Origin of the sequence: Nonomuraea sp. NPDC052129 (assembly GCF_040680095.1) — a bacterium.
Classification (GTDB): domain Bacteria; phylum Actinomycetota; class Actinomycetes; order Streptosporangiales; family Streptosporangiaceae; genus Nonomuraea.
The window spans coordinates 245,173-266,234 of the sequence record NZ_JBFAVX010000013.1 but is presented as its reverse complement, the minus strand read 5'-3'; the positions used below and the strand labels follow the sequence as shown (position 1 = coordinate 266,234).

The window sequence follows — 21,062 nt, the reverse complement described above, 5'->3', positions numbered from 1 at the left end:
ACGTCCTAGCTGCCCACGCTCTGGTAGTGCCGGAGTTGGTGACACCAGAAGCGGTAGGCGAGGGTGAACAGGGCGATGCCCAGGAGCGGGCTGCAGTACGCCACGAAGGCGGGTACGTTCAGCGACGCTGCCTTGCCCAGCAGTACGCTCGCCGGTACGTACGCCACGAACGCGACCGGTAGCACGAACGTCAGCAACCACTGCGTAACCCCGCCGAACACGCTCATCGGGTACGAGCCGAACTTGCTGAACACGTCATCCAGGAACCCGCGCAGAGCGGCGGTGTCCAGCATGCGCATCGACAGGGACGCCAGCGACAGGTGTACCGAGGCCTCCACCAGCGCGCCGCCTATGACGGCCAGCAGACAGAGAGCTGCCATGGACGGGCTCCAGACGGGGGCCGCCACCAGCAACAGGACGAGGCCGGTCAGCAGGTCGCCTACCTGGCCGACGCCCATGCGTTTGGTCATGATCTGGAGAAGCGGGTTGAGCGGGCGGAGCAGGACGCGGTCCAGTTCGCCCTCGCGGACCAGCCATTCCATGAAGATGAGGCTGCTCAGCGGCAGCATGCAGAGCGCGTGGGCGGTCAGGCGCAGGCCGTACAGGAAGGCGACCTCCCGTAGGGTCCAGCCGGCCATGGAGGGGAAGGTGTGCATGACGACCCATACGAAGGCGAAGCCGCTGCCCTGGTAGACCGCTCCGGTCGCGATGCCGATCAGCGCGTTGAGCCGATACTGCAGGGCGCCGCGCATGGTGGCACGCTGGAGTCGCCAGTACAGGCGCAGGGTGCGGGCGAGCTCAGCCACCGTTGATCACCACCCTGCGGTGGGCCCGCTGCCAGACCGCCCACAGCAGGACCGTGAGCCCGGCGACCCACGCGACCTCGGCGGCCAGCGCATGCAGGACCGAGGCGCCCGACAGGTGGCCCACGTAGACGGCCGCGGGCACGTAGCCCAGGTACTTGAACGGCAGTGCCTCGGCCAGGGTGCCCAGCGCGCCGGGGAAGAACGAGAGCGGGACCAGGGTTCCGGCGAAGAACTGGCTGGTCAGCCGGTACAGCAGCGCGATCGCGCTGGTCTCCAGCGTCCAGAAGCCGATCAGGCAGATGAGCAGCGACAGCTGCACCGAGATGGCGTAGCCGAGCAGCAGCGTCCCGGCGTAGGCGAGCGGCTGTCCGGTGGGGGTGATCGAGCCGACCAGCAGGACCACGGGTATGGCGGGTGCCAGCAGGAGGAGGCCGCCGGCGGTGTGTCCGGCCTGGAAGGCGGCCAGTTGCGGCAGGTAGCCGGTCGGCCGGGACAGGTCGAAGAACACCATGCCGGTACGGATCCTGAGCAGGGCGATATACGGAATGACCGGCGTGGTGGCGAACGCCTGGAGGTTGGCCAGGCTCAGGTAGGCCAGGAGTTGTGGGAGCGTCATGCCCTGGGCCTGCTGCTGCGCGCCGTACACCGAGGTCCAGACCATGCGCAGCAGGAAGACCTGCGCGATCAGCGTCAGCACGGTCATGATCACATCGCTGCGGTACGCGAGCTGGAAGCGCAGACCGATGCGGGCCATGCCGATCAAAGGGCCGATCAAAGGGCCGAACAGGGGGCCGAACAGGGGGCGGATCATCGCGCGCCCTCGATGTACAGCTGCTTGATCACGCCCTCCAGGTCGGGCTCCTGGATGGACAGGTCGCGGATGGTCTGTTCGGCGGCGACCTGGCCGATCAACTCGGGGACGGAGGCGCCGCCGGCGATGTCGAAGATGCGGGTCTGGCCGTCGGCCAGGTGGATCGCCAGCCGCCGGGGCGGGGCGAAGGCGGTGACGAGCGCGTCGATGCCGCCGTCATAGAGCACCCGGCCCTTGTCGATCACGATGATGCGCTTGCACAGCGCCTCGACGTCGGCCAGGTCGTGGGTGGTCAGGACGACCGTGGTGCGCCCGGCCTGGTTCGTGTCGGAGATGAACTCGCGTACCGCCTGCTTGGCCAGGACGTCGAGGCCGACGGTCGGTTCGTCCAGATACAGGATGGGCGGGTCGTAGAGCATCGCGGCCGCCAGGTCGCCGCGCATCCGCTGGCCGAGACTGAGCTGACGGACCGGGGTGTCCAGGAAGTCGTCGAGGCCGAGCAGGTCGCGCATGCGGCGCAGCGAGGTGGTGAAACGGTCGGCGGGTACGTCGTACAGGTCGCCGACCAGGCGTAACGACTCGATCAGCGGCAGGTCCCACCAGAGCTGGCTGCGCTGGCCGAAGACCACGCCGACGGACCTGGCGTTGGCCTTCCGGTCCCGCCACGGCACCCGTCCGGCCACCTCGATCAGGCCGCTGGTGGGGGTGAGGATGCCGGTCAGCATTTTCACGGTAGTGGATTTGCCCGCGCCGTTGGGGCCGAGGTAGCCGACGACCTCGCCTTCGGGGATCTCGAAGCTGACGTCGTCGACGGCGATCCGCTCGTCGTACTGGCGGGTGAGGAGGGTACGCAGGGCGCCCATGGGGCCGGAGAAGGTTCGAGGCCGGCGGAAGACCTTCGTCAGTGACTCGACCTTGATCATGAAGACATCCTTCAGTGAAGGATGCGGTGTGGCAACTAATTTCCGGCCGAGAAACAGCTGAGGCCCCGCCAATGTTCTGGCGGGGCCTCAGCCTTACGAGTGCGTACCGGTGTGCGTGTCGCCTCTCGGCGAAAGGCGCAACGCGGCTCCAGCCGAACGGTATTCCGCGAAGGCAATAGGTGAGGCCCGGGGACACTGGGCACACCGGCCACGAGTTATGTAACCGAAGTCAGCCGCCAGACATTCCCGTGATGGGTGACAGCAATTCGAGGGAGCGGAGCCAGGCTTTCCGGTCGGGGGCCATGGAGACGACGATCAGCTCGTCCGCCTGGGCCTGCTTGGCGAAGCGGTCGAGGTAGTCCCGCACCTCGGCGGCGGTTCCGACGCCGGAGTACTTGGCCATCTGCAGGAGCTGCTGCCCGGCCGGTGAGGCGAGAATGACGTCGGCCTCCTCCGGGGTGAACGTCTGGCCACGCCCGAGGAACCGGGTCACCCTGCTGCGCTTGGCCTCCAGGAACTGCGCCTCCGCCTCTTCCGTGGTGTCCGCCGCGATGACATTGACGCCGGCGATGACGTACGGCTCCGCCAGCTGCCTGGACGGCTGGAACTCGCGCCGGTAGAGCGCGACGGCGTCCTCCAGCGCGGTCGGGGCGAAGTGGGAGGCGAAGGCGTACGGGAGGCCGAGCATGGCGGCGAGCTTGGCGCCGAACAGGGACGAGCCGAGGATGTAGAGCGGCACGTCAGTGCCCTTGCCCGGGGTCGCGTCGATGCCCGGGATGCGGGATTCGCCTGTCAGGTAGCCCTGGAGCTCCAGTACGTCCTGCGGGAAGTCGTCGGCGGAGGCCGGGTTGCGGCGCAGGGCGCGCATGGTCTGCTGGTCGCTGCCCGGCGCCCGGCCGAGGCCGAGGTCGATGCGCCCGGGGTGCAGGGTTTCGAGCGTGCCGAACTGCTCGGCGATGGTCAGCGGGGCGTGGTTGGGCAGCATGATGCCGCCGGCCCCGAGGCGGATCGTTTGGGTCTGTGAGGCTACGTGGGCTATGAGGACACTGGTCGCGGATGAGGCGATGGAGGGCATGTTGTGGTGCTCCGCGTACCAGATCCGCTGGTAGCCCCACTCCTCCGCGCGCTGGGCCATGGTCACGCTGGCGCGGAAGCTGTCGCCAGCCGTCTCTCCGTCGCCGATATGTGCAAGGTCAAGGATGGAGAGCGGGAAAGCCATGAACGGTGCAACCGCGGACGAGTCTGGGTTATTTCGGCACCGAACAGTTACCTCGGCGGCCAGTATTCCTCCCTCCATGGCTAGGCGAGCATGGGGCGGCACACACGGGGATCCAAACAGGGGGGATCACATTGCGCAGGGACGACGCGTTACCCAGCTATGAGCAGCTCTTCGGCGAACTCGACTTCTATGAGGGCGACGAGGCCCGGTCGGTCTACTCACCGGCCGCCTATCTCGTAGACCTCCTCCGGCTCCTGGAAGGCGTCTTCCGGGATCCCGACCTGCTGGCGCGGCGGCCCGATCTGGCCAGGATCCCGCTCGACGCCGAGCACACGTTCACCGAGTCGCCCTACCTCGACATCGTCAACGAGGTGCTGGAGACGGTCGTCAGGAGCGACCCGTACGAGACGCTGCGCGCGGCCCGCCACCCGTTCGGGATGCCGTTCTCCCTGCTGGCCGAGCAGTTCAAGATGTACCTGCGCCAGCTCAAGGTCGCGCCCGAGGAGTTCTACCGGCTCTTCGCCCCCGACGTGGATCCCGATGTGGTCGCGCGGCTGTCTCTCGCGCTCTCGGCCGAGGACGTCCAGGTCGTAACCGTACCGGTCACCTCGGAAGACCAGCTCAGAGCCGACTACGGGCTCGGCGCGGAGGAGTCGCTCAGCGCGCTGGAGGACGTCGAGCGGTTCAGGCGGGCGACCGGGCTGACCACGGTCGAGGTACGCGAGCTGGTCTATCAGAGTGAGGATCCGCAGCGGCCGCCGTCCACGTTCTTCGTCAATGGGGGAAATGACACCCCTACCGCCATAGACGGCCGGCGACTGGTCGGTGCCGGGTTCGCGTGGTTCGAGCGGGTCAACAGGTTCGTCCGGCTGGCCCGCAAGACCGGCCTGAGCATGACCGACCTCGATCGGGTGCTCACCACCTGCTGCGAGAACCAGCTGGACCTGGCCGCGCTGCGCACCATCGCCGTGGTCGTGTTCCTCCAGAAGGGCTACGAGCTGACCGTCGACGGGGTGTGCGGCCTGGCCGTGCCGATCGAACCGGCCGAGCTCGAGGATCTGCCCGACGTGTCCGGGGACATCCTGGCAACACACAACAAGGAGTACCGTCGCCGTTTGGCACGTTCCATCGAGACGGCCGAGAACGACATCGTCGACATCGTGACGCGCTACCGCGACAGGTACAACGCGCTGGAGCCGAGCCCGTTCGACCGGGGGGAGATCGGGCTGTCCGCGATCGCGCTGCTGCAACGGGCCGGGCGGCTCGTCGCGGCGCTCGGCTTGTCCGTCGGTGAGCTGTTCGACCTGCTGGAGGTGCTGGAGAGCGATCCGTCGCTGCAGCGGTACACGACGTTCCCGATCCTCGGCGGTACGGAGCCGCGGACCCGCGACTGCTACCGGATCCTCGAGGGCTCGGACGTGGCATCGAGCCTGTGGCTGGCGCAGACGCTGCTCGCCGTCGGGCGCTGGATGCAGGACGGCGGGTTCAGCGCGCAGGAGCTGGCCGACATCCTCGGCGGGGGGACGCCGGCCGACGACGACCAGGTGGCCGTGCTCGACGGGATCAACCGGCGGTTCGAGTCGGCCGTGATGACCCCCGAGCTGTTCGTGTCGCGCCGGTTCGGCGAACGGGCGTCCCACGTGCTCCACGACGTCCTGACCGCCTACGACGACGGCGTGGTCTCCGCCCGGGACGAACGCCTGCTCCGCCTCGACCGGACCAAGGCGCGGCAGGCCGCCTACGACGCCGTCACCGACCTCGGGCTGATCGTCAAGGAGGACTTCGTCGGCCTGGGGCTGGACGAGCGGCTGACGGCGAAGATCTTCGCCAACCTGGTCTTCGCGGGCCGCCTCCAGAGTGACGGCGCGCTCGTCGCCGACGGGCTGCCGAAGACGGTGGCGGAGCTGCGGCCGGCGAGAGACTACAGCTCGTTCGCCGAGCCGCTGTTCAAGCTGATCAACAGCCTCGGCAACGGCACCGCTTCCTTCTTCCCCTCCGACCTGGCCTCCCTCGGCAACCTGACGGAGGAGCAGCAGGCCGAGCTGTACGACAACCTCGTCTTCAACGGCTACCTCGACAGCGAGGGCGACGTCACCGACCCCGGCTTCTTCGCGGACGAGGCGAACGCCGGGCGGTTCATGGTCAACGCGGACCTCGACGACGTCGCGCCGGGCGTACTGGCCGAGCTGCTCGACCGGGTCGACCGGTTCAGGCAGGAACGGCTCACGCTCGACCCCGAGATCTTCACCGAGCTGCGGGTGGACGAGGCGGCACTGCTGGCCAGCCTGCGCTTCAACGGCTACCTCGACGAGGACGGCGTCTATCTCGACAAGGCGGCGCTGGCCGGGCTGCGGCTGGACGACTTCGGGCTGGCGCTGGAGTTCTATCCGCGCCGGCGGGCCGTCCTCGACGCGATGAAGGAGCAGATCGCGGCCTTCCAGAAGGAGACGTACGCCTTCACGCCCGACGACTTCGTGGACGTCGCCGACGACGCGATCGCCCAGCGGGTGATCGACGCCCTCGAAGGCCCCTACCTCCAAGAGGGCCGGGTGCTCGACGAGGCCAGTGAGGTGGATCTGGGAGATGGGTTCCGGCCCGCCGAGCAGGTGATCGTCGCCGGCCGGATCGCGGAGATCCTGAAGGACGAGCAGCCGTACCGGCTCGACCTCCAGGCGGTCACCGAGCTCGGCTTCGACGACGAGGAGCGGGCCGACCTGGTGAGCGTGCTCGTCGCGGCCGGGCACCTCGACGAGGCGCTGGCCGTGCCCGAGGACTGGCTCGACTACTTCGGCGCCGCGACCAACGCGCTCGACTTCACGGTGCCCGGCGTGGAGGACTACGCCAAGGAGCTGTTCTTCCTGCTGCACCCCGTGGCCAAGGAGCTCAGCGCGGCGGTCGACGAGATCACGGACACGCTGGAGCGGCGGGCCGAGCAGCAGCAGGCGGCGTTATGGTCGGTGCTCGCCGACGCGTTCGGCGTGCCCGCGGCGACCGTCGAGGCGATCTGCGTCGCGGTGACCGGCGGCGTCCAGGAGGCGCTCGACGTGCTGGCCGCGCCGGCCCTCATAGCTGCCGAGGAGCGCGGCGAGGTCACGGCCGTGCCGCCGGATCCGCACTTCCGGCAGGCCTACCGGCGGATCCGGCGCTTCGCGCTGCTCGCGGCCAAGCTCGGCCTGGACCCCACCGAGGTCACCGTGTCCTTCCAGGACCAGGACCTGGTCGGCAAGTACCCCGAGCCGCTGGCGCTCCCGCCGGGGCTCGACCGGTTCGACGCCGTGCTGGACAGCTCCGACGGCAACATCTACCTGTTCGGCGAGGGCGGCTACTGGACTTACGCGAAGGCCACGTACGCGCTGGCCGACCCGCGGCCGAAACAGCTCATCGAGCTGTCGACCCGGTTCACCGGGCTGACCGGTGTGGACGCCGCGTTCGCGCACCCCGACGGCAGCGAGTGGATCATCGGCCACGGCGGCGACGGCGTCTCACACGCCTTCATCAGGGAGCGCGGCGGCACTCGCTGGGCGGCGAAGGAGCAGGTCTGGGGCAAGGTCAGGAACAACTTCGACGACCCCCAGCGGATCGACAGCGCGTTCGTGGATGAAGACGGCAAGACCTATCTCTTCTCCGGCGACCAGTACGTCCGTTACACCACCCCCGATTACACGGTGGTCGACGAGGGCTACCCGCGCGGCATCGACGAATGGTGGCAGGGAGAGGGCCACGACACCCCGCTGCCCAAGGCGTTCAAGAAGTCGGTCGACGCCTCCTTCCAGGACCGCGACGGCGGGATCCACCTCTTCACGGGACAGCGTTACCTCGCGGTAGGGGGCACGGAGGAGGCGATCGCCGACCGGTGGGGCCGGGTCCGCAACGTCTTCGACCGCGCCGAACGCGTGGACGCGGCCTACGCCGACGCGAGCGGCGTCCACCTCTTCGCCGGCAACCAGGTGATCCGCTACTCCGGCAGCATCGAGAACGACGGCGTCCGCGTGGACGACGGCTACCCACGGCGCATCGAGTCGGACTATCCCGGCATCCCCGGGCAGTTCGAGTCGGGTGTCGAGGCGGCCTTCGCCGACTGGGACGGGGCCGTCCACCTGTTCAAGGACGGCCGGACGGCCAAGGGCGACGGCGCCGCCGTCCCGACGACCGAGCGCTGGGGCGTGCAGGCTCCCGTGCTGCCCAGCGGTACGGTCGACGCCGCGTTCACCGGGCTGGACGGGAAGACCTACCTGTTCAGCGGCGGGAGATACCTCAGATACTCCGGCGCCGACTACTCCGTAGTGGACCTCGGTTACCCGCGCGCGATCGCCGCCGACTGGGGCGGGCTACGCGCGGTGGGCGCCTCGTTCGTCATGGACGGCAAGACGTACCTGTTCGGCGAAGGCGGCGAGCTCTTCGACGTGCCGCTGGAGCAGGAGAACGAGCTGAACGCCGGCCGCCTGTCGCCCGCGCTGCGACGGCGGTTCATGGAGCACGGACTGACGTTCGCGGAAGGCGTGAGCGTCAGTGGCACGACCACCGACTGGCACGTCGTCACCGAGCAGCGGATCGACGTCACGCTCGTCCGCGAGGCCAAGCGGATCCGGGTGCAGGCCGACGCGGGCCACTTCTACGTCCGCTATTCAACCAGGGACTACGCCAAGCCGGACGTCGGCTACCCCAAGCCGGTCGCCGACAACTGGTGGAACCTGCCCGCCGCGCTGGCGGACGACCCCGCCTTCACCACGATCGACGCGGTCTTCAGCGCCGGGGACGGTCAGACGTACCTCTTCTCCGGCGAGCGTTTCGTGGTGTTCGACCATCGGCACCGCTGGTGGTCCGAGCCCCGCACGCTGCGCGAGCACTGGGACAGCATCCCCTTCAGCAGGGTCGACGCCGCCTTCATCGGCAAGGACGGCCGGACGTACGTGTTCTCGGGCGACCAGTACACCCGCTACTCCACCCGCGACTACACCAGGGTCGACGACCGCTATCCCGCGAGTGTCCCGGCGTTCTGGGGCAACGTGGTCAGCAACCTGGCCAGGACCGGGCGGGTCGACGCCACGCTGGTCATGGACGCGACGGAGCTGGTCGAGGGCGTCGAGGTGACGCGTACGTACACGTACCTGTTCTCCGGCAACCAGTACGTGCGCTACGAGGGGTACGACTACACCACCGTGCAGGAGGGTTACCCGCGCGCCCTCGCGGACCTGCACCGGGAGCCCCGGCTGGGCAACCTGAGCGTCACGCTCGACGGCGTGGACGCGGCCTTCGTAGATCGGCGCAACGTCTACCTGTTCAGAGGGGCGCGGTGCCACGTCGTCTCCAGCGAGCTGTACCGGAGCTACGACGATGTCGCACCGGTGAGCTGTGCCTTCGTGGAGGACGGCGCGGTGCTGGTCGAGGGGCCGGGCGGCTGGCGACGGCTGTCGGCGATCGAGGGAACGACCGTCACAGCGACGCCGGTCCGGCCGCGGACGCTGCGCCCGGTGCCGGAGGAGTTCAGGACCGGCCTGGACGCCGTCCTGGAGGGAGCCGACGGCACCACGTACCTGTTCAAGGGCCCGAACTGCTTCAACACCCGGCTGAACCGGGCGTACCCGCTCACGGAGGAGTGGGGCCGACCCCGTAACACGATTTATCAGGACAACGCGGTGGATGCGGCGTTCACCGGGCTGGATGGGAAGACCTACCTGTTCAGTGGGGACCAGTTCGTCACCTACACCGGCACCAGCGACACGATCGACGGGGACCCGCTGCCCATCGCCGACCACTGGGCCGGGCTGACCGGGGTGGCGCTCGCCTACGTGCGCGACGGCAAGACCTACGTGTTCGAGCACGCGGACGACGACGGCATGCTGCGCTACCTGGTCTATTCGGGGGAGGACTACCGGCAGCCCGACGACGGCTACCCCATGGTCACGGACGCCGGCTTCTGGGAGGTTCCCGGCGAGGAGAGCGCCGAGGTGCCCGACGCGGTGCTGTTCGAGGGCGGCACCATGCTCCTGCTGTACGGCGAGCGGTGCGTCCAGTTCGACGAGACGACCGGGCGGTGGTCCTACCCTCGGCCGACCGAGCGGATCTGGCGGGACTTCGGCCGCGGCCTGGAGCCGGGCGACGCCCTGAGGACCGCGTTCACCGCGGCCGACGGCGCGACGTACTTCTTCTTCCGGGAGAGCTACGCCCGCTACGCCGACCGCGCCTTCTCGCCGCTCGCCCCGATCCGCGAGCGGTGGGGCCGCGCGCTCCACCCCTTCACCACGGTCGACGCCGCCTGTGTGTACGGGGGCCAGACCACGTTCCTGTTCTCGGGCGACCAGTACGTCCGCTACACCAACGCTGAGTACCGCTACGTGGACCCCGGCTACCCGAAGAAGATCATCGGGAACCTGCGCCAGGAGGAGGTGTTCGCCCGCCTGCCCGAGGCGTTCGAGGACGCGGTGACGGACCGACCGCTGGACGCGGTGCTCGCCAACCGGCGCAACCTGTACCTGTTCGTGGGCGGCGCCTGCCACGTCGTGTCCGTGACGGCCGAGGCCGACTACGACCTCGGGCTGCTCGGCGGCGTGCGCAACACGCTCGTGGAGCGGCAGAAGGTCGACGCGGCCCTGGTCAGGGGCCCGCACACCTTCCTGTTCTCCGGCGACCAGTACGTCCGCTATTCCGGCACCGAATACGACACCGTCGACGACGGCTACCCCCGGACGATCGACGGCTCGCTCAGCTGGGACCTGGACCTCCCGACCCTGCCCGACGCGTTCGCCGACGGGCTCGACGCGGCCTTCCGGGGGCTCGACGGCGGGACGTACCTGTTCAAGGGCACCCGATACCTGCGTGCCGACCGGGCCGAGCCGGACCAGGCGGTCAACAGCCTGTGGGGCAAGGTGCGCAACGCGTTCGCCGACGGGCCGGGCATCGAGGCCGCCTTCGCCGCGCCGACCGGCGAGCTGTACGCCTTCAAGCACGGGCAGTACATCCGATACCAGCCCAACGACCTCGAATACGTCGCCGCCGGCTATCCCCGGACCGTCAAGGACGACTGGGGCGACCTGCCCGCCGCCTTCGAGGAGGCGGGGCCGGACGGCGCCTTTGTCTTCGAGGGCCGGACGTACCTGCTCAGGGACGACGAGTACGTCCGCTATTCGGGTGCTTACGACGCCGTGGACCGGACCTTCCCGCAGCCGATCAAGCACCGCTGGTCGGACAGCGCCGACTACCGGCTGAGCGATCTGCACACCATCGTCAGGTTCGTCGAACTGGCCCGGTCGCGTCCCGACGGCCTGGCCGCGTTCCTGCTGAACGGACCGGCGGCCGTCGAGGATCCGTACCGGTATCTGGCGGACCTGTTCGGCTGGGACGCCGACGAGCTGCGCTGGGCCAAGCGCAACGCCGCCCTGCTGACGGCCGGCACGCCGGAGGAGGACCGCTTCGAGATCGAGTTCGTGCTCAAGCTGGTGGACGTGTTCGCGGTCGCCGACACGTTCGACGCGGGGCCGTCCACGATCTACACCGACGTCTGGTCCCGCGTCTTCGGCGCGACCCCGGCCCCCGAGGCCGCCAACACCGCCCTGTCCGGCCTGCTCGAACGGACGTGCAGTCCAGCGGACTGGGTCACCCTGTCGGGCCAGATCCACGACGAGCTGAACCTGCTCAAGCGCGACGCCCTCGCCCCGTCGGCGATCATCCGGCTGGACGGCTTCAGGTCCACCCGCGACCTGTACGAGAAGTTCCTGATCGACGCGGACATGGGCGGCGCCGGCCGGACCTCGCGCGTCCGGGAGGCCATCGCGGCCACCCAGCTCTTCGTGCACCGCTACCTCCTCGACCTGGAGGAGGTCGCGCTCCCGCCGGGCCGCGACGAGGACGAGGTCAGACGGCGGCTGAAGACCTGGTGGGGGTGGCTGAAGAACTACCGGCTCTGGGAGGCCAACAGGAAGGTCTTCCTCTATCCGGAGAACTACCTGCGCCCCGAGCTGCGCTCCGACAAGACGCCCGCGTTCGAGGCGCTGGAGAGCGACCTGCTGCAGGGCGAGATCACACCGGAGACCGTACAACGGGTCTACAAGAGGTACCTGGACGAGTACACGGAGGTCTCCAGGCTGGCGATCGCCGGCGGGTACGTCTACCCCGAGGACGGAGCCGATGAGGGCACCCGGCGCCTGGTCCTGTTCGGCCGGACGCGGACCGCGCCGGCCCGCTACTACTACCGGGGCGCGGAGTTCAGGGACGGCGTGAACCTCTCCGCCACCTGGGAGCCGTGGCTCAAGGTGGACGTCCAGATCGACGCCGAACGGGTCTACCCCGTGCACGCCTTCGGCCGCGTGTTCGTGTTCTGGACGGTCATGGAGACGGTCCCGGTCGTGGTCACGTCCGACACGACCATCGCCGCCACGAGGTCCGGCGACACCCAGAACGTCAAGACCCCGCCGCCGAAGTACCGCGTCAAGATCTACTACTCCTTCCTCAACCTGAATGGGGAATGGGGTGCCGCGCAGCTGCTGGCCGCCGACGACGCCCAGGAGAAGCAGATCACCGGCGTCCGGCTCTATGTGCAGGCGTCGAGGACCGTCCCCGGCGGACCGGACGGCCTGCACGACTCGATCATCGTCACCTGCTCCGACGCCGTCGGGGTCAGGTCGGCGTTCGCGCTCACGCCCGAGCTGTACGCGGTCAAGGCGGAAGGCGTGGCGGAGCCCCCGCGCGCCGTGCGGCTGGACAAGATCTTCGCCGAGCCCGACACCAGCCCCGTGGACGAGCCCGGGGCCGTCCGGTTCAACATGCCGGCCGGGACCCTGGACCGGCCGTGGCTGAGCGTCGACCACAAGGGCGGCAGCTTCCTGTGCCGGCCGGTCACCGCGCCGAGCGGGGCGGAGCCGCTGCTCCCGCTGGGGAGCAACCCGGACGGGCTGCCGAAGTGGAAGCGGATCGACGCCGCGTTCGAGCTGCCCGACGGCAGGCGATGCTTCTTCGACAACGCGGGCAAGCGCTTCAAGCTCGGCACCGAGAAGCTGACGCCGATCAAGGAGCGGTGGGGGATCATCGGCAGCGGCCTGCTCAGGTCCGGCGTCGTTGACGCCGTCCTCGTGCGCGGCGGACACATCTACGTCTTCTCCGGCGCCGAGTATTACCGCTATTCGGGCGCACCGTTCGGGGCGCCCGACACCGGATACCCGCAGCAGCTCGACACCAACCCCGACAACCTGCCGCGCTGGGCCAAGGTGGACGCCGCGTTCACGCTCGACGGCACGGAGTACTTCCTCTCCTTCGCGCGGAACGAGTACGTCGACTCCACGAACCTGCGCGAGGTGAAGCGGATCAGCGCTCGCTGGGAACTGCCCAAGGGCACGGTGGCGGACTCGGCCTTCTTCCACCGCGACCGCCTCTACGTCTTCGCAGGTGACACCTACATCCGCTTCAGCAACGACAGGCCCGACGATCCGAAGCCGCTGAGCGAGAACACCGAGGGCCTGCCCCAGAGCGGCCCTGTCGGCGCGGCGTTCTCCTACGAGGAGCGCGCTTACTTCTTCGACAACACGGCGGGCACCTACCTCGCCCCGGACGGCCGGAGCTACCCGACCAGGGAGCTGGGCCGCATACCCACGGCCATAGGCACGACCGAGTCCGTCGACGCCGCGTACGTGGACGACGGCAAGCTCTACCTGACCAGCGGCCTGGAGCTGGTCCGCTACACGCTCCCCAAGGACGGAACCGTCCCCGACTACGTCGACGACGGCTACCCCAAGCAGCTGAAGAGCCAGGTCAAGGCCGTGATCCAGCGCAACCGGCAGCGCTACGTGCTCGGCACGAGCGAGTACGCGCTCCTGGAAGCGGGGCAGGAGCCGACGGGACAGCTGGCGTACCGGCCGGTCGCCGGCAACTGGGGCGGCCTGCCCGCGGGCTTCCAGACCGAGTTCACCGGCGTGCTCGACGGCGCCAAGCTCTACCTGTTCCTCGGCGCCGACTACGTCGTCTACTCGTCGGAGCCGACGGCCCAGCGGCCGTACGAGTTCGCCGGGCTGCCGCACGAGATCGTCCGGCTGACGTCGAGCACGGCCTACCGGCTGAACAAGGAGCTGCTGACCGGTGGCGTGGCGGCGCTGCTGGCTCCCGAGACGCAGGAGACGGACGAACTGCCCGCCTTCAGCTTCGACGACTCCGACGCGACCACGATCAAGGTGCGGCCGCAGGTGGCCGGGACGCCGTCCAGCTCGCACCTCGACTTCCAGAGCGCCAATGGCATCTACTACTGGGAGATCTTCTTCCACGCCCCGCTGCTCATCGCGCAGGCGCTGAACAATGCCCAGCGCTTCGAGGACGCCCGGATCTGGTACGAGTACGTCTTCGACCCGACGGAGCGGGTGAGGTACTGGCGATTCCTGCCGTTCCTGGCGGTCGACCTGCGGGCGCTGGTCGACAGCTGCCGCGCCGACCTGGCCGGGCTGGGCCTCGACGGTTCGGCCGTCGCGACCGCACTCGAACCGATCCTCACCCGGCTGTCGGCGCTGGCCCCGGCGTTCGAGCAGGCCGACGAGCTCTCGCAGGAGGACAAGGACTTCCTGGCCGGCCTCGCGGGCACCGGGCTGAAGGACATCGAGACCACGCTGAAGGCCCTGCCGGGGACGTCCGGCCTGCGGGAGCGGATCGCCATGATCGCCTGGCTCCGGCGGCAGTACGACCTCATGGGCGACCGTGGGAAGTTGATCAAGGCGTACATGGACGATCCGTTCGACCCGCACGCGATCGCGGAGCTGCGCCCGTCCGCCTACCGCCGGGCCGTGGTGATGGCCTACATCGACAACCTGCTCGACTGGGGTGACCTGCTCTTCCGCCAGTACACGGCCGAGAGCGTCGACGAGGCCAGGATGCTCTACATCTTCGCCTACGACCTGCTGGGGGAGCGGCCGGACGTCCTCGGCCCGCGCCCGCTGTCGGCCGCGCTGACCTACGAGGGCCTCCGGCACCTCCCGCTGGCGGAGCTGGACGAGCTGGACGACGAGCTGAAGGCGCTGACCGCCGGGGGAACGCTGTTGGAGGGGCCCGGGGAGGTGCACAAGAGCGTCGCGAGCCCGTACTTCTACGTGCCCGAGAACAGCGTCTTCTTCGAGTACTGGACCCGCGTCGAGGACCGGCTGCGGAAGATCCGGCAGTCGCTCGACATCATGGGCGTCAGCCGGCCGCTGCCGCTGTTCGAGCCGCCCGCCGATGTCATGGCGCTGGTTCGCGGCGCCGCATCCGGTGCCTCGCTCGACCAGCTCACGCAGGGGATGGCGGCTCCGGTGCCGTACTACCGGTTCGCCTTCGTGTTCAGGAAGGCCCAGGACCTCGCCGACAAGGTACGGCAGTTCGGCAACGACCTGCTCAACGTGCTGGAGCGGCGCGACGTGGAGGAGCTCGCCCTGCTGCAGAACCGGCAGGAAGGCACGATCCTCGCCCTGACGCGCGGCATCAAGGAGGCGCAGATCAAGGTCGCCGAGGAGAACCTGGCCGAGCTTGAGGCGAGCAGGGACGGCGCGACGGCGCGGGTCCGGCACTACGAGAAGCTGATCGCCGACGGGCTCTCCGCGCTCCAGGTCGAGCAGCTGGCCCGGATGAAGAGCGGCTCCGACGCGCACTTCGTCGCGGGCGGCCTGAAGATCGCCGCCTCGATCGCCCTGGGCGTGCCGCAGGCACTGCTCGGCCCGTTCATCTTCGGTACGGGCTTCGGCGGCGAGCAGATCGGCAACGCCCTCGACAAGGTGGCCGACGTCTCCTCCACGTTCGCCGAGGGATACAGCACACTTGGCGAGCTGATCGGTGTGCGGTCGGAGCAGCAGCGCACGGCGCAGGACTGGGATCTCCAGCTCAACATGGCCAAGAGCGACGTGACCCAGCTCGGTCACCAGCTGACCAGCGCCCAGCACCAGCTGACGATCGCCCAGCGCGAGCTCGCCGTCGTCACGCAGGACATCGCGAACCAGGAGGCGGTGGCCGCGTTCATGAAGGACAAGTTCGCGGGCGCCGAGCTCTACCACTGGATGGCCGGGCGGATGTCCGGGCTGTACTTCCAGACCTACAACCTGGCGTACGAGATGGCGCGGTCCGCCGAGCGGGCCTACCAGTTCGAGCGGGGCGAGACCAACGGCGACGGCGGCTATATCAAGCCGATGTACTGGGAGAGCCGGCGCAACGGCCTGCTCGCCGGCGACAGCCTCGGCTTCGACCTGGAACGGCTGGGCAAGGCGTACGTCGACACCGACAGCCGCGGGATGGAGATCACCAAGAAGGTCTCGCTGCTGGGCCTGGACCCGCTCGCCCTGCTGGCCCTGCGCGGCGAGGGGCGCTGCGAGTTCGCGCTGACCGAGGCGCTGTTCGACAGGGACTTCCCCGGGCACTTCCGGCGCCGGATCCGGACGCTGTCGGTCTCCTTCCTGGGCGCGGACGGGCCGCTCGGCGTCTACGCGACGCTGACGCAGCTCGACAGCAAGACCGTCCTGGCTGCCGACCCGAAGGCGGTCAAGTTCCTGCTCGATCCGAAGGGCGCGCCGCCCAACACGCTGCGCCCGGACTGGCGCTCCGGCCAGCAGATCGCGCTGTCGGACATCGAGGAGTACAAGGAGAACAACGGGCTGTTCGAGCTGCGCCTGGACGACGACCGTTACCTGCCGTTCGAGGGCACGGGGGCGGTCTCGCGGTGGCGGCTGCAGCTGTCGGGCCCGGCTCCGGCCGGCCTGAGCGACGTGGTCGTCACCGTCAAGTACAGCGCGGACCAGGGCGGGGAGGTCTTCGCCAACGCGGTCAAGGGCATGCTCAAGCCGTACGCGTCGGCCCGCTACTTCGACGTGGCCGGCGAGTTCCCCGACGAGTGGGCCCAGTTCCAGGAGGGCGAGGACGACCAGCTCGTCCTGCCGTTCACGCCGGAGCTGTTCCCCGCCATGAGCGGGCGGCAGATCACCGGCGTCTACCCCAGGTACGAGCTGGCCGGGCGCGGTTCGGTGCGCTTCCTGCTCAACGGCGACAAGAGGCTCGCGCTCAACGACGGCAAGCTCCTGCGCACCCCCGGTCTCAGCGTCGGCGGGAACCCGTGGGTGCTGGTCCTGGAAGGTGACAAGGCGGCTCTCACCAACCTCGGCCTGGTGCTCACGTACCGGGCGAATGTCCAGTAGGGGGCGGACATGTCGCTATGGAGCAAGCTCAAGAAGGCCACGACCAGGAAGAAGACGCGTAAGTCCGCGCCGGCCGACACCGCGAAAGGGCTGGCCGGCACGGTCGTGCTGACCAAGCCCAAGCGGTCGGACTCGCTGGCCGACCTGTCGCCACCCGCCACGCCGCCCAAGGCGCCGGTGAACCCGCCGTCGGACCGGGCCTTCCTGGAGAACGCCTACCAGAGGTACTACCTCAACGGGGTCCGTACCCCGATGGCCAACCGGCGCAAGCGCATCTACTCCTTCATGGGCAAAGGCGAGACCGGCTACCTGGAGCACGCGGTCACGGACGCCGAGTTCAACGGCTTCACCGCCGACAATCCCGACTACAGGGTGTCCAGCCAGAACGCGAAGCCCCTGGATGAGGCGCTGGCGGCAGGCGACTATTTCCACGTCAGCAACAAGGCCTACAAACCCAGAGCGCTGGAGAATCGGGCGCGGCGCATCATCGTCAACGTGAAGACGCAGGAAGCCGGGCTCAAGGTGGCCAATGCCCTGACACCGCTCTTCAAGGACGACGACGTCTCGCCGTACTTCAGGAAGTTCAAGATCTACCTGTCGGGGACGGCGGCCGCGAAGAAGAAGGTGAAGTACGACAAGCTCGTCATCTACTACATGACCTCCGACGCGGACGTGAACGGGTCGGACCTGGTCGGGGACCGCATCGCCGACACCATCAACCGGGCGGTGCGGCCGGACGAACTGGACGACGCGTTCGCCCCCTTCTACAAGACGCGCACACCGGGGGTCGCCTTCGCGGAGGAGCCGAAGTACTTCCTGAACAAGCAGGCAGGCAGCTTCACCAGCAACCGCCGCGACATCATCGCGGACGTCATAGAGCACAACGACAAGGTGGGCAACGCGGACGACTTCATCGACCTGGTGAACGCGGCCTTCACGGCCAAGGGCGTGAACCCGGCCGCGCCGCACACCCACCTCGCCAAGACGCCCTGACCCCGGAGACGGTCGATGCCCAAGAACAAGCTCAAGAAAAAGAAGAAGAACAAGCGTTCCACCACTCCGGGCGTTTCCGGTGCCTCACACGGCGTCGTCAAGTCGGTGAGCAAGACCAAGCGCGCGGCGGTGATCGCGAATCCCGGATCCCAGCCCGCGCACTCGGCCCCGGCCCCGGCCCGCCGCCCGAGCGACGCCGTCATCAACCGGAACTTCCTCGCCAAGGCCTACCGGGAGTACTACAACAGCGCCGGCCGCAGACGCCCCCAGAACGTGGTCAAGCGCGTGTACTCCTTCATGGGTGAGGGCCCGCCCGGCTACCTGAACATGCCGATCGGCAACCGGGACTTCCAAAGTCTGCTCGACGACCAGAGGCAGGGCGGCTATGAGGTGGAGGCCCAGAACTCGTCGGACAACTGGAAGGAGCTGCGGGACGGCGACTACTTCCACCTGACCAACGAGGCCTTCCCGTTGCCGCGCGCGCAGAAGACGCAAACCCTGACAAATCGCGCTCGGCGCCTCATCGTCAACGTGAAGAACCAGGCGGCCGCGCTGAAGGCGGTGCGCGGTCTCGTCCCGTTGTTCAGGAACGCCGACGTCGGCCCGTTCTTCAGGTCGTTCAAGGTGTTCCTGTCCAGCAGAGCAGACACCAAAAAATCCGTCAAATACGACAAACTTGTCGTTTATTACGCGCTCAAGGACCCGAATGGCGCCGACGACGTCGGTAACCAGCTCGTCTCGGCGATCGAGACGGCCGTCCCCGAAGGGGACCGGGACTCGGCGTTCGCCCCCTTCTACTCCTTCCTCACCCCCGGAGTCGCCTGGGCGGAGGAGCCGAAGTACTACGTTCAGAAATTAGACAACAGCTTCACCGAGACCCGGGCGAACGTCATCGATGACGTCATAAAGAACAACGACGCGGTGCCCAATGAGGCCGCGTTCGCCACACTGGTGGACAACGCGTTCCGGAGTGAGCGCATAGATCCCGTGAAGCCGCACCGGCACGTCAAGACGCCCTGAGGCCGCTGGTCGCCGCCTGCGCGAGCACCTCGCCAGGCGGCCACCTGGGGTGAGCGCTGAGGTTCTTTACTCAAAGCTAATCTCCTCATAGACGACCATGAGGAAAAGTGATTAGATGACTTGATATGTCCGAGGTAACGCGGCCCAGCCTTTCCGACGCTCTGACCGAGCGCATGCTGGAGCTCATCCGTACAGGTGGGCACCGGCCGGGCGACAGGCTGCCCTCGACGCGGGAGCTCTCCCAGCGCTTCGCCGTCACCACCCCGACGCTGCGTGAGGCGCTGCGCAGGCTCGAGGCCACCGGGGCCATCGAGATGCGGCACGGGTCCGGCATCTACGTCGGCGCCGACATCGAGCGGCTCGTGCTCCCCAACCCCAACATGCGGGAGATGCACGCCGCCCAGCTGCTCGAGTTGCTCGGCGCGCGCATCGTCATCGAGCCGCCGCTGGCCGCGATGGCCGCGGCACGCGCGACCGGCGAGGAGTTGGTCGCGCTCCAGCGCGTGCTCGAGGCCGCCGCCAGGCACCTGCGCGGTCAGGACGCCGAGCTGCACGACACCAACATGACCTTCCACCGGGCGACGGCCCGGCTGGCGGGCAACAGCGTGCTGCACGAGGTGGTCGACTCGCTGCTGACCGTCCACGGCCCCGAGCAGCGGGAGATCCTGCAGCTCTTCGACGACCGGCGCCGTGACTACGACGAGCACCTGGCGATCCTGGAGGCCATCGAGGCGCGTGACGCCGCGGCGGCCGAGGAGCGCATGCGGGCTCACCTGGTGGACGTCAAGACCGTAATAGAGCAGAGGTTGCAAGACCCCCCCAAATGAAACAAGGAGGCCGGGGCATGATCCGGTCACGCGTTGTCACGCTCGGCGTGGCAGCTCTCTTTCTCGCCGCCTGTGGCGGCAATACCGAGGCGCCGCAGAAGAAGTCCGAACTGTCGCTGTACAACGACAAGGGCGCCTGGAGCAAATACTTCGACGAGATGGGCGCTCTGTCGAAGCAGCAGATCAGCTTAGGCATGAAGCCGGTCGGCTACACCGATTCGGCCCAGTATCAGGCGTTCATCAAGGCGTCGTTCCGGACGAACGTCAAACCCGACCTCTTCACCTGGCAGACCGGCGGAATGCTGGAAGAGATCGTCAAGCAGAAGCAGGTGGCCGATACCTCGGCCATCTGGCAGGAGGCCATCAAGGCCGGCGACCTGTCGCAGGACCTGGCCCCCTATTACACGGTGGACGGCAAGCAGTACTGCGTGCCGATGAACGTCGCCTACTGGGGGATGTTCTACAACAAGAAGGTCTTCGACAAGTACGGCCTGCAGCCCCCCACCACGTGGGACGAGCTGGTCAAGGTGGCCGAAACCCTCAAGAAGAACAACGTCAAAGCCTTCTACCACACCAGCGTGCTGTTCTCCTTCGTCTGGTTCGAGCAGCTCATGGCGGGCATGGACCCCGACCTGTACGACCGCCTCTCCACGGGCAAGGCCAAGTACACCGACCCCGGCGTGGTCCAGGTGATGGAGAAGTGGAAGCAGCTCATCGACGCCGGATATTTCATTAATCCCGGCGATAAAACCGACCCCGGCGACGTGCTGAAGAACGGCAAGGCGGCCATGGTCTCCTTCGGCACCTGGTTCAACACCAGCATGACCCAGCGCGACCTGAAGGCCGGCACCGACTACGGCTTCTTCGCGATCCCGAACGTGAACGCCTCGCTCCCCAAGACCTCGATGATCTTCGAGAGCGGCCCGCTCTGCTCGCTGACCAAGGCGGCCGACCCCGAGGCCAGCCAGAAATACCTCAAGTGGTGGACCACGCAGCCCGCTCAGGACAAGTGGGCCACGACCCGCGGCGACGTCAGCGCCAACCCCAAGGTGACGATCAAGGACGAGGCACTCGGCCAGGTCACCAAGGACGCGGGCGGCGGCAAGTACCGCCTGGTCAACCGCTACTTCGAGGCCACGCCACCGCCGATCCTCACGGCCGCGCTCGACGGCTTCAGCAAGTTCGTGACCGAGCCCGGCACGTACAAGGAAGTGCTGGAGACCATTCAGAAGGCGGCCGACGAGTACTGGAGTACGCACCAGTGAGCCGGCGAGGGAGTGCCGTCGCCTGGAGGAGGAGCGGCGGGAGCGTAGCGACCAGAGCGACGGGGGAAGGCGGC

At 68.2% G+C, this 21,062-nt stretch carries 9 protein-coding genes; 5 read left to right on the top strand and 4 right to left on the bottom strand.

Annotation, left to right across the window (positions count from 1 at the left end; all coding sequences use genetic code 11):
- Positions 1-5: 5 nt before the first annotated feature.
- The 4 genes from AB0L53_RS28285 to AB0L53_RS28270 all read right to left on the bottom strand — a co-directional run bounded on the left by AB0L53_RS28285 (position 6) and on the right by AB0L53_RS28270 (position 3,759).
- Entirely contained in the window at positions 6-806 is an 801-nt protein-coding gene (locus AB0L53_RS28285) for an ABC-2 family transporter protein (protein WP_363999778.1), read from the bottom strand.
- Positions 799-1,617, bottom strand: a complete 819-nt coding sequence (locus tag AB0L53_RS28280; RefSeq protein ID WP_363999775.1) for an ABC-2 family transporter protein — start codon at positions 1,615-1,617, stop codon at positions 799-801. The genes AB0L53_RS28285 and AB0L53_RS28280 overlap by 8 nt, the downstream gene beginning before the upstream one ends.
- Positions 1,614-2,540 (bottom strand): ATP-binding cassette domain-containing protein, encoded by a 927-nt coding sequence (locus AB0L53_RS28275; RefSeq protein ID WP_363999772.1) that lies wholly within the window; start codon positions 2,538-2,540, stop codon positions 1,614-1,616. Before AB0L53_RS28275 ends, AB0L53_RS28280 begins: the two co-directional genes overlap by 4 nt.
- Before the next feature lie 229 nt (positions 2,541-2,769).
- Positions 2,770-3,759 (bottom strand): LLM class flavin-dependent oxidoreductase, encoded by a 990-nt coding sequence (locus AB0L53_RS28270; RefSeq protein WP_363999769.1) that lies wholly within the window; start codon positions 3,757-3,759, stop codon positions 2,770-2,772.
- Positions 3,760-3,890: 131 nt separating this feature from the next.
- On the opposite strand from AB0L53_RS28270, the gene AB0L53_RS28265 reads away from it, so the two are divergent.
- The 5 genes from AB0L53_RS28265 to AB0L53_RS28245 all read left to right on the top strand — a co-directional run bounded on the left by AB0L53_RS28265 (position 3,891) and on the right by AB0L53_RS28245 (position 20,988).
- Positions 3,891-16,883 (top strand): hemopexin repeat-containing protein, encoded by a 12,993-nt coding sequence (locus tag AB0L53_RS28265; RefSeq protein ID WP_363999766.1) that lies wholly within the window; start codon positions 3,891-3,893, stop codon positions 16,881-16,883.
- Positions 16,884-16,892: 9 nt separating this feature from the next.
- Positions 16,893-17,876, top strand: a complete 984-nt coding sequence (locus AB0L53_RS28260) for a T3SS effector HopA1 family protein (RefSeq protein WP_363999763.1) — start codon at positions 16,893-16,895, stop codon at positions 17,874-17,876.
- 15 nt (positions 17,877-17,891) lie between these two features.
- On the top strand, positions 17,892-18,896 hold the full coding sequence (locus AB0L53_RS28255; protein WP_363999760.1) for a T3SS effector HopA1 family protein: 1,005 nt from the start codon (positions 17,892-17,894) through the stop codon (positions 18,894-18,896).
- A gap of 125 nt (positions 18,897-19,021) precedes the next feature.
- A complete protein-coding gene (locus AB0L53_RS28250) occupies positions 19,022-19,723 on the top strand; it encodes an FCD domain-containing protein (protein WP_357938728.1) in 702 nt (233 codons plus the stop codon).
- 17 nt (positions 19,724-19,740) lie between these two features.
- On the top strand, positions 19,741-20,988 hold the full coding sequence (locus AB0L53_RS28245; protein ID WP_363999757.1) for an extracellular solute-binding protein: 1,248 nt from the start codon (positions 19,741-19,743) through the stop codon (positions 20,986-20,988).
- The last annotated feature ends 74 nt before the right edge of the window (positions 20,989-21,062 follow it).

What these genes read in the sequence shown, in the direction of transcription:
- AB0L53_RS28280 (WP_363999775.1), bottom strand. Translation starts at nt 1,617, where the DNA reads ATGATCCGCCCCCTGTTCGGCCCCCTGTTCGGCCCTTTGATCGGCCCT.
- AB0L53_RS28255 (WP_363999760.1), top strand. Translation starts at nt 17,892, where the DNA reads ATGCCCAAGAACAAGCTCAAGAAAAAGAAGAAGAACAAGCGTTCCACC.
- AB0L53_RS28245 (WP_363999757.1), top strand. Translation starts at nt 19,741, where the DNA reads ATGATCCGGTCACGCGTTGTCACGCTCGGCGTGGCAGCTCTCTTTCTC.
- AB0L53_RS28260 (WP_363999763.1), top strand. Translation starts at nt 16,893, where the DNA reads ATGTCGCTATGGAGCAAGCTCAAGAAGGCCACGACCAGGAAGAAGACG.
- AB0L53_RS28275 (WP_363999772.1), bottom strand. Translation starts at nt 2,540, where the DNA reads ATGATCAAGGTCGAGTCACTGACGAAGGTCTTCCGCCGGCCTCGAACC.
- AB0L53_RS28250 (WP_357938728.1), top strand. Translation starts at nt 19,022, where the DNA reads ATGTCCGAGGTAACGCGGCCCAGCCTTTCCGACGCTCTGACCGAGCGC.
- AB0L53_RS28270 (WP_363999769.1), bottom strand. Translation starts at nt 3,759, where the DNA reads ATGGCTTTCCCGCTCTCCATCCTTGACCTTGCACATATCGGCGACGGA.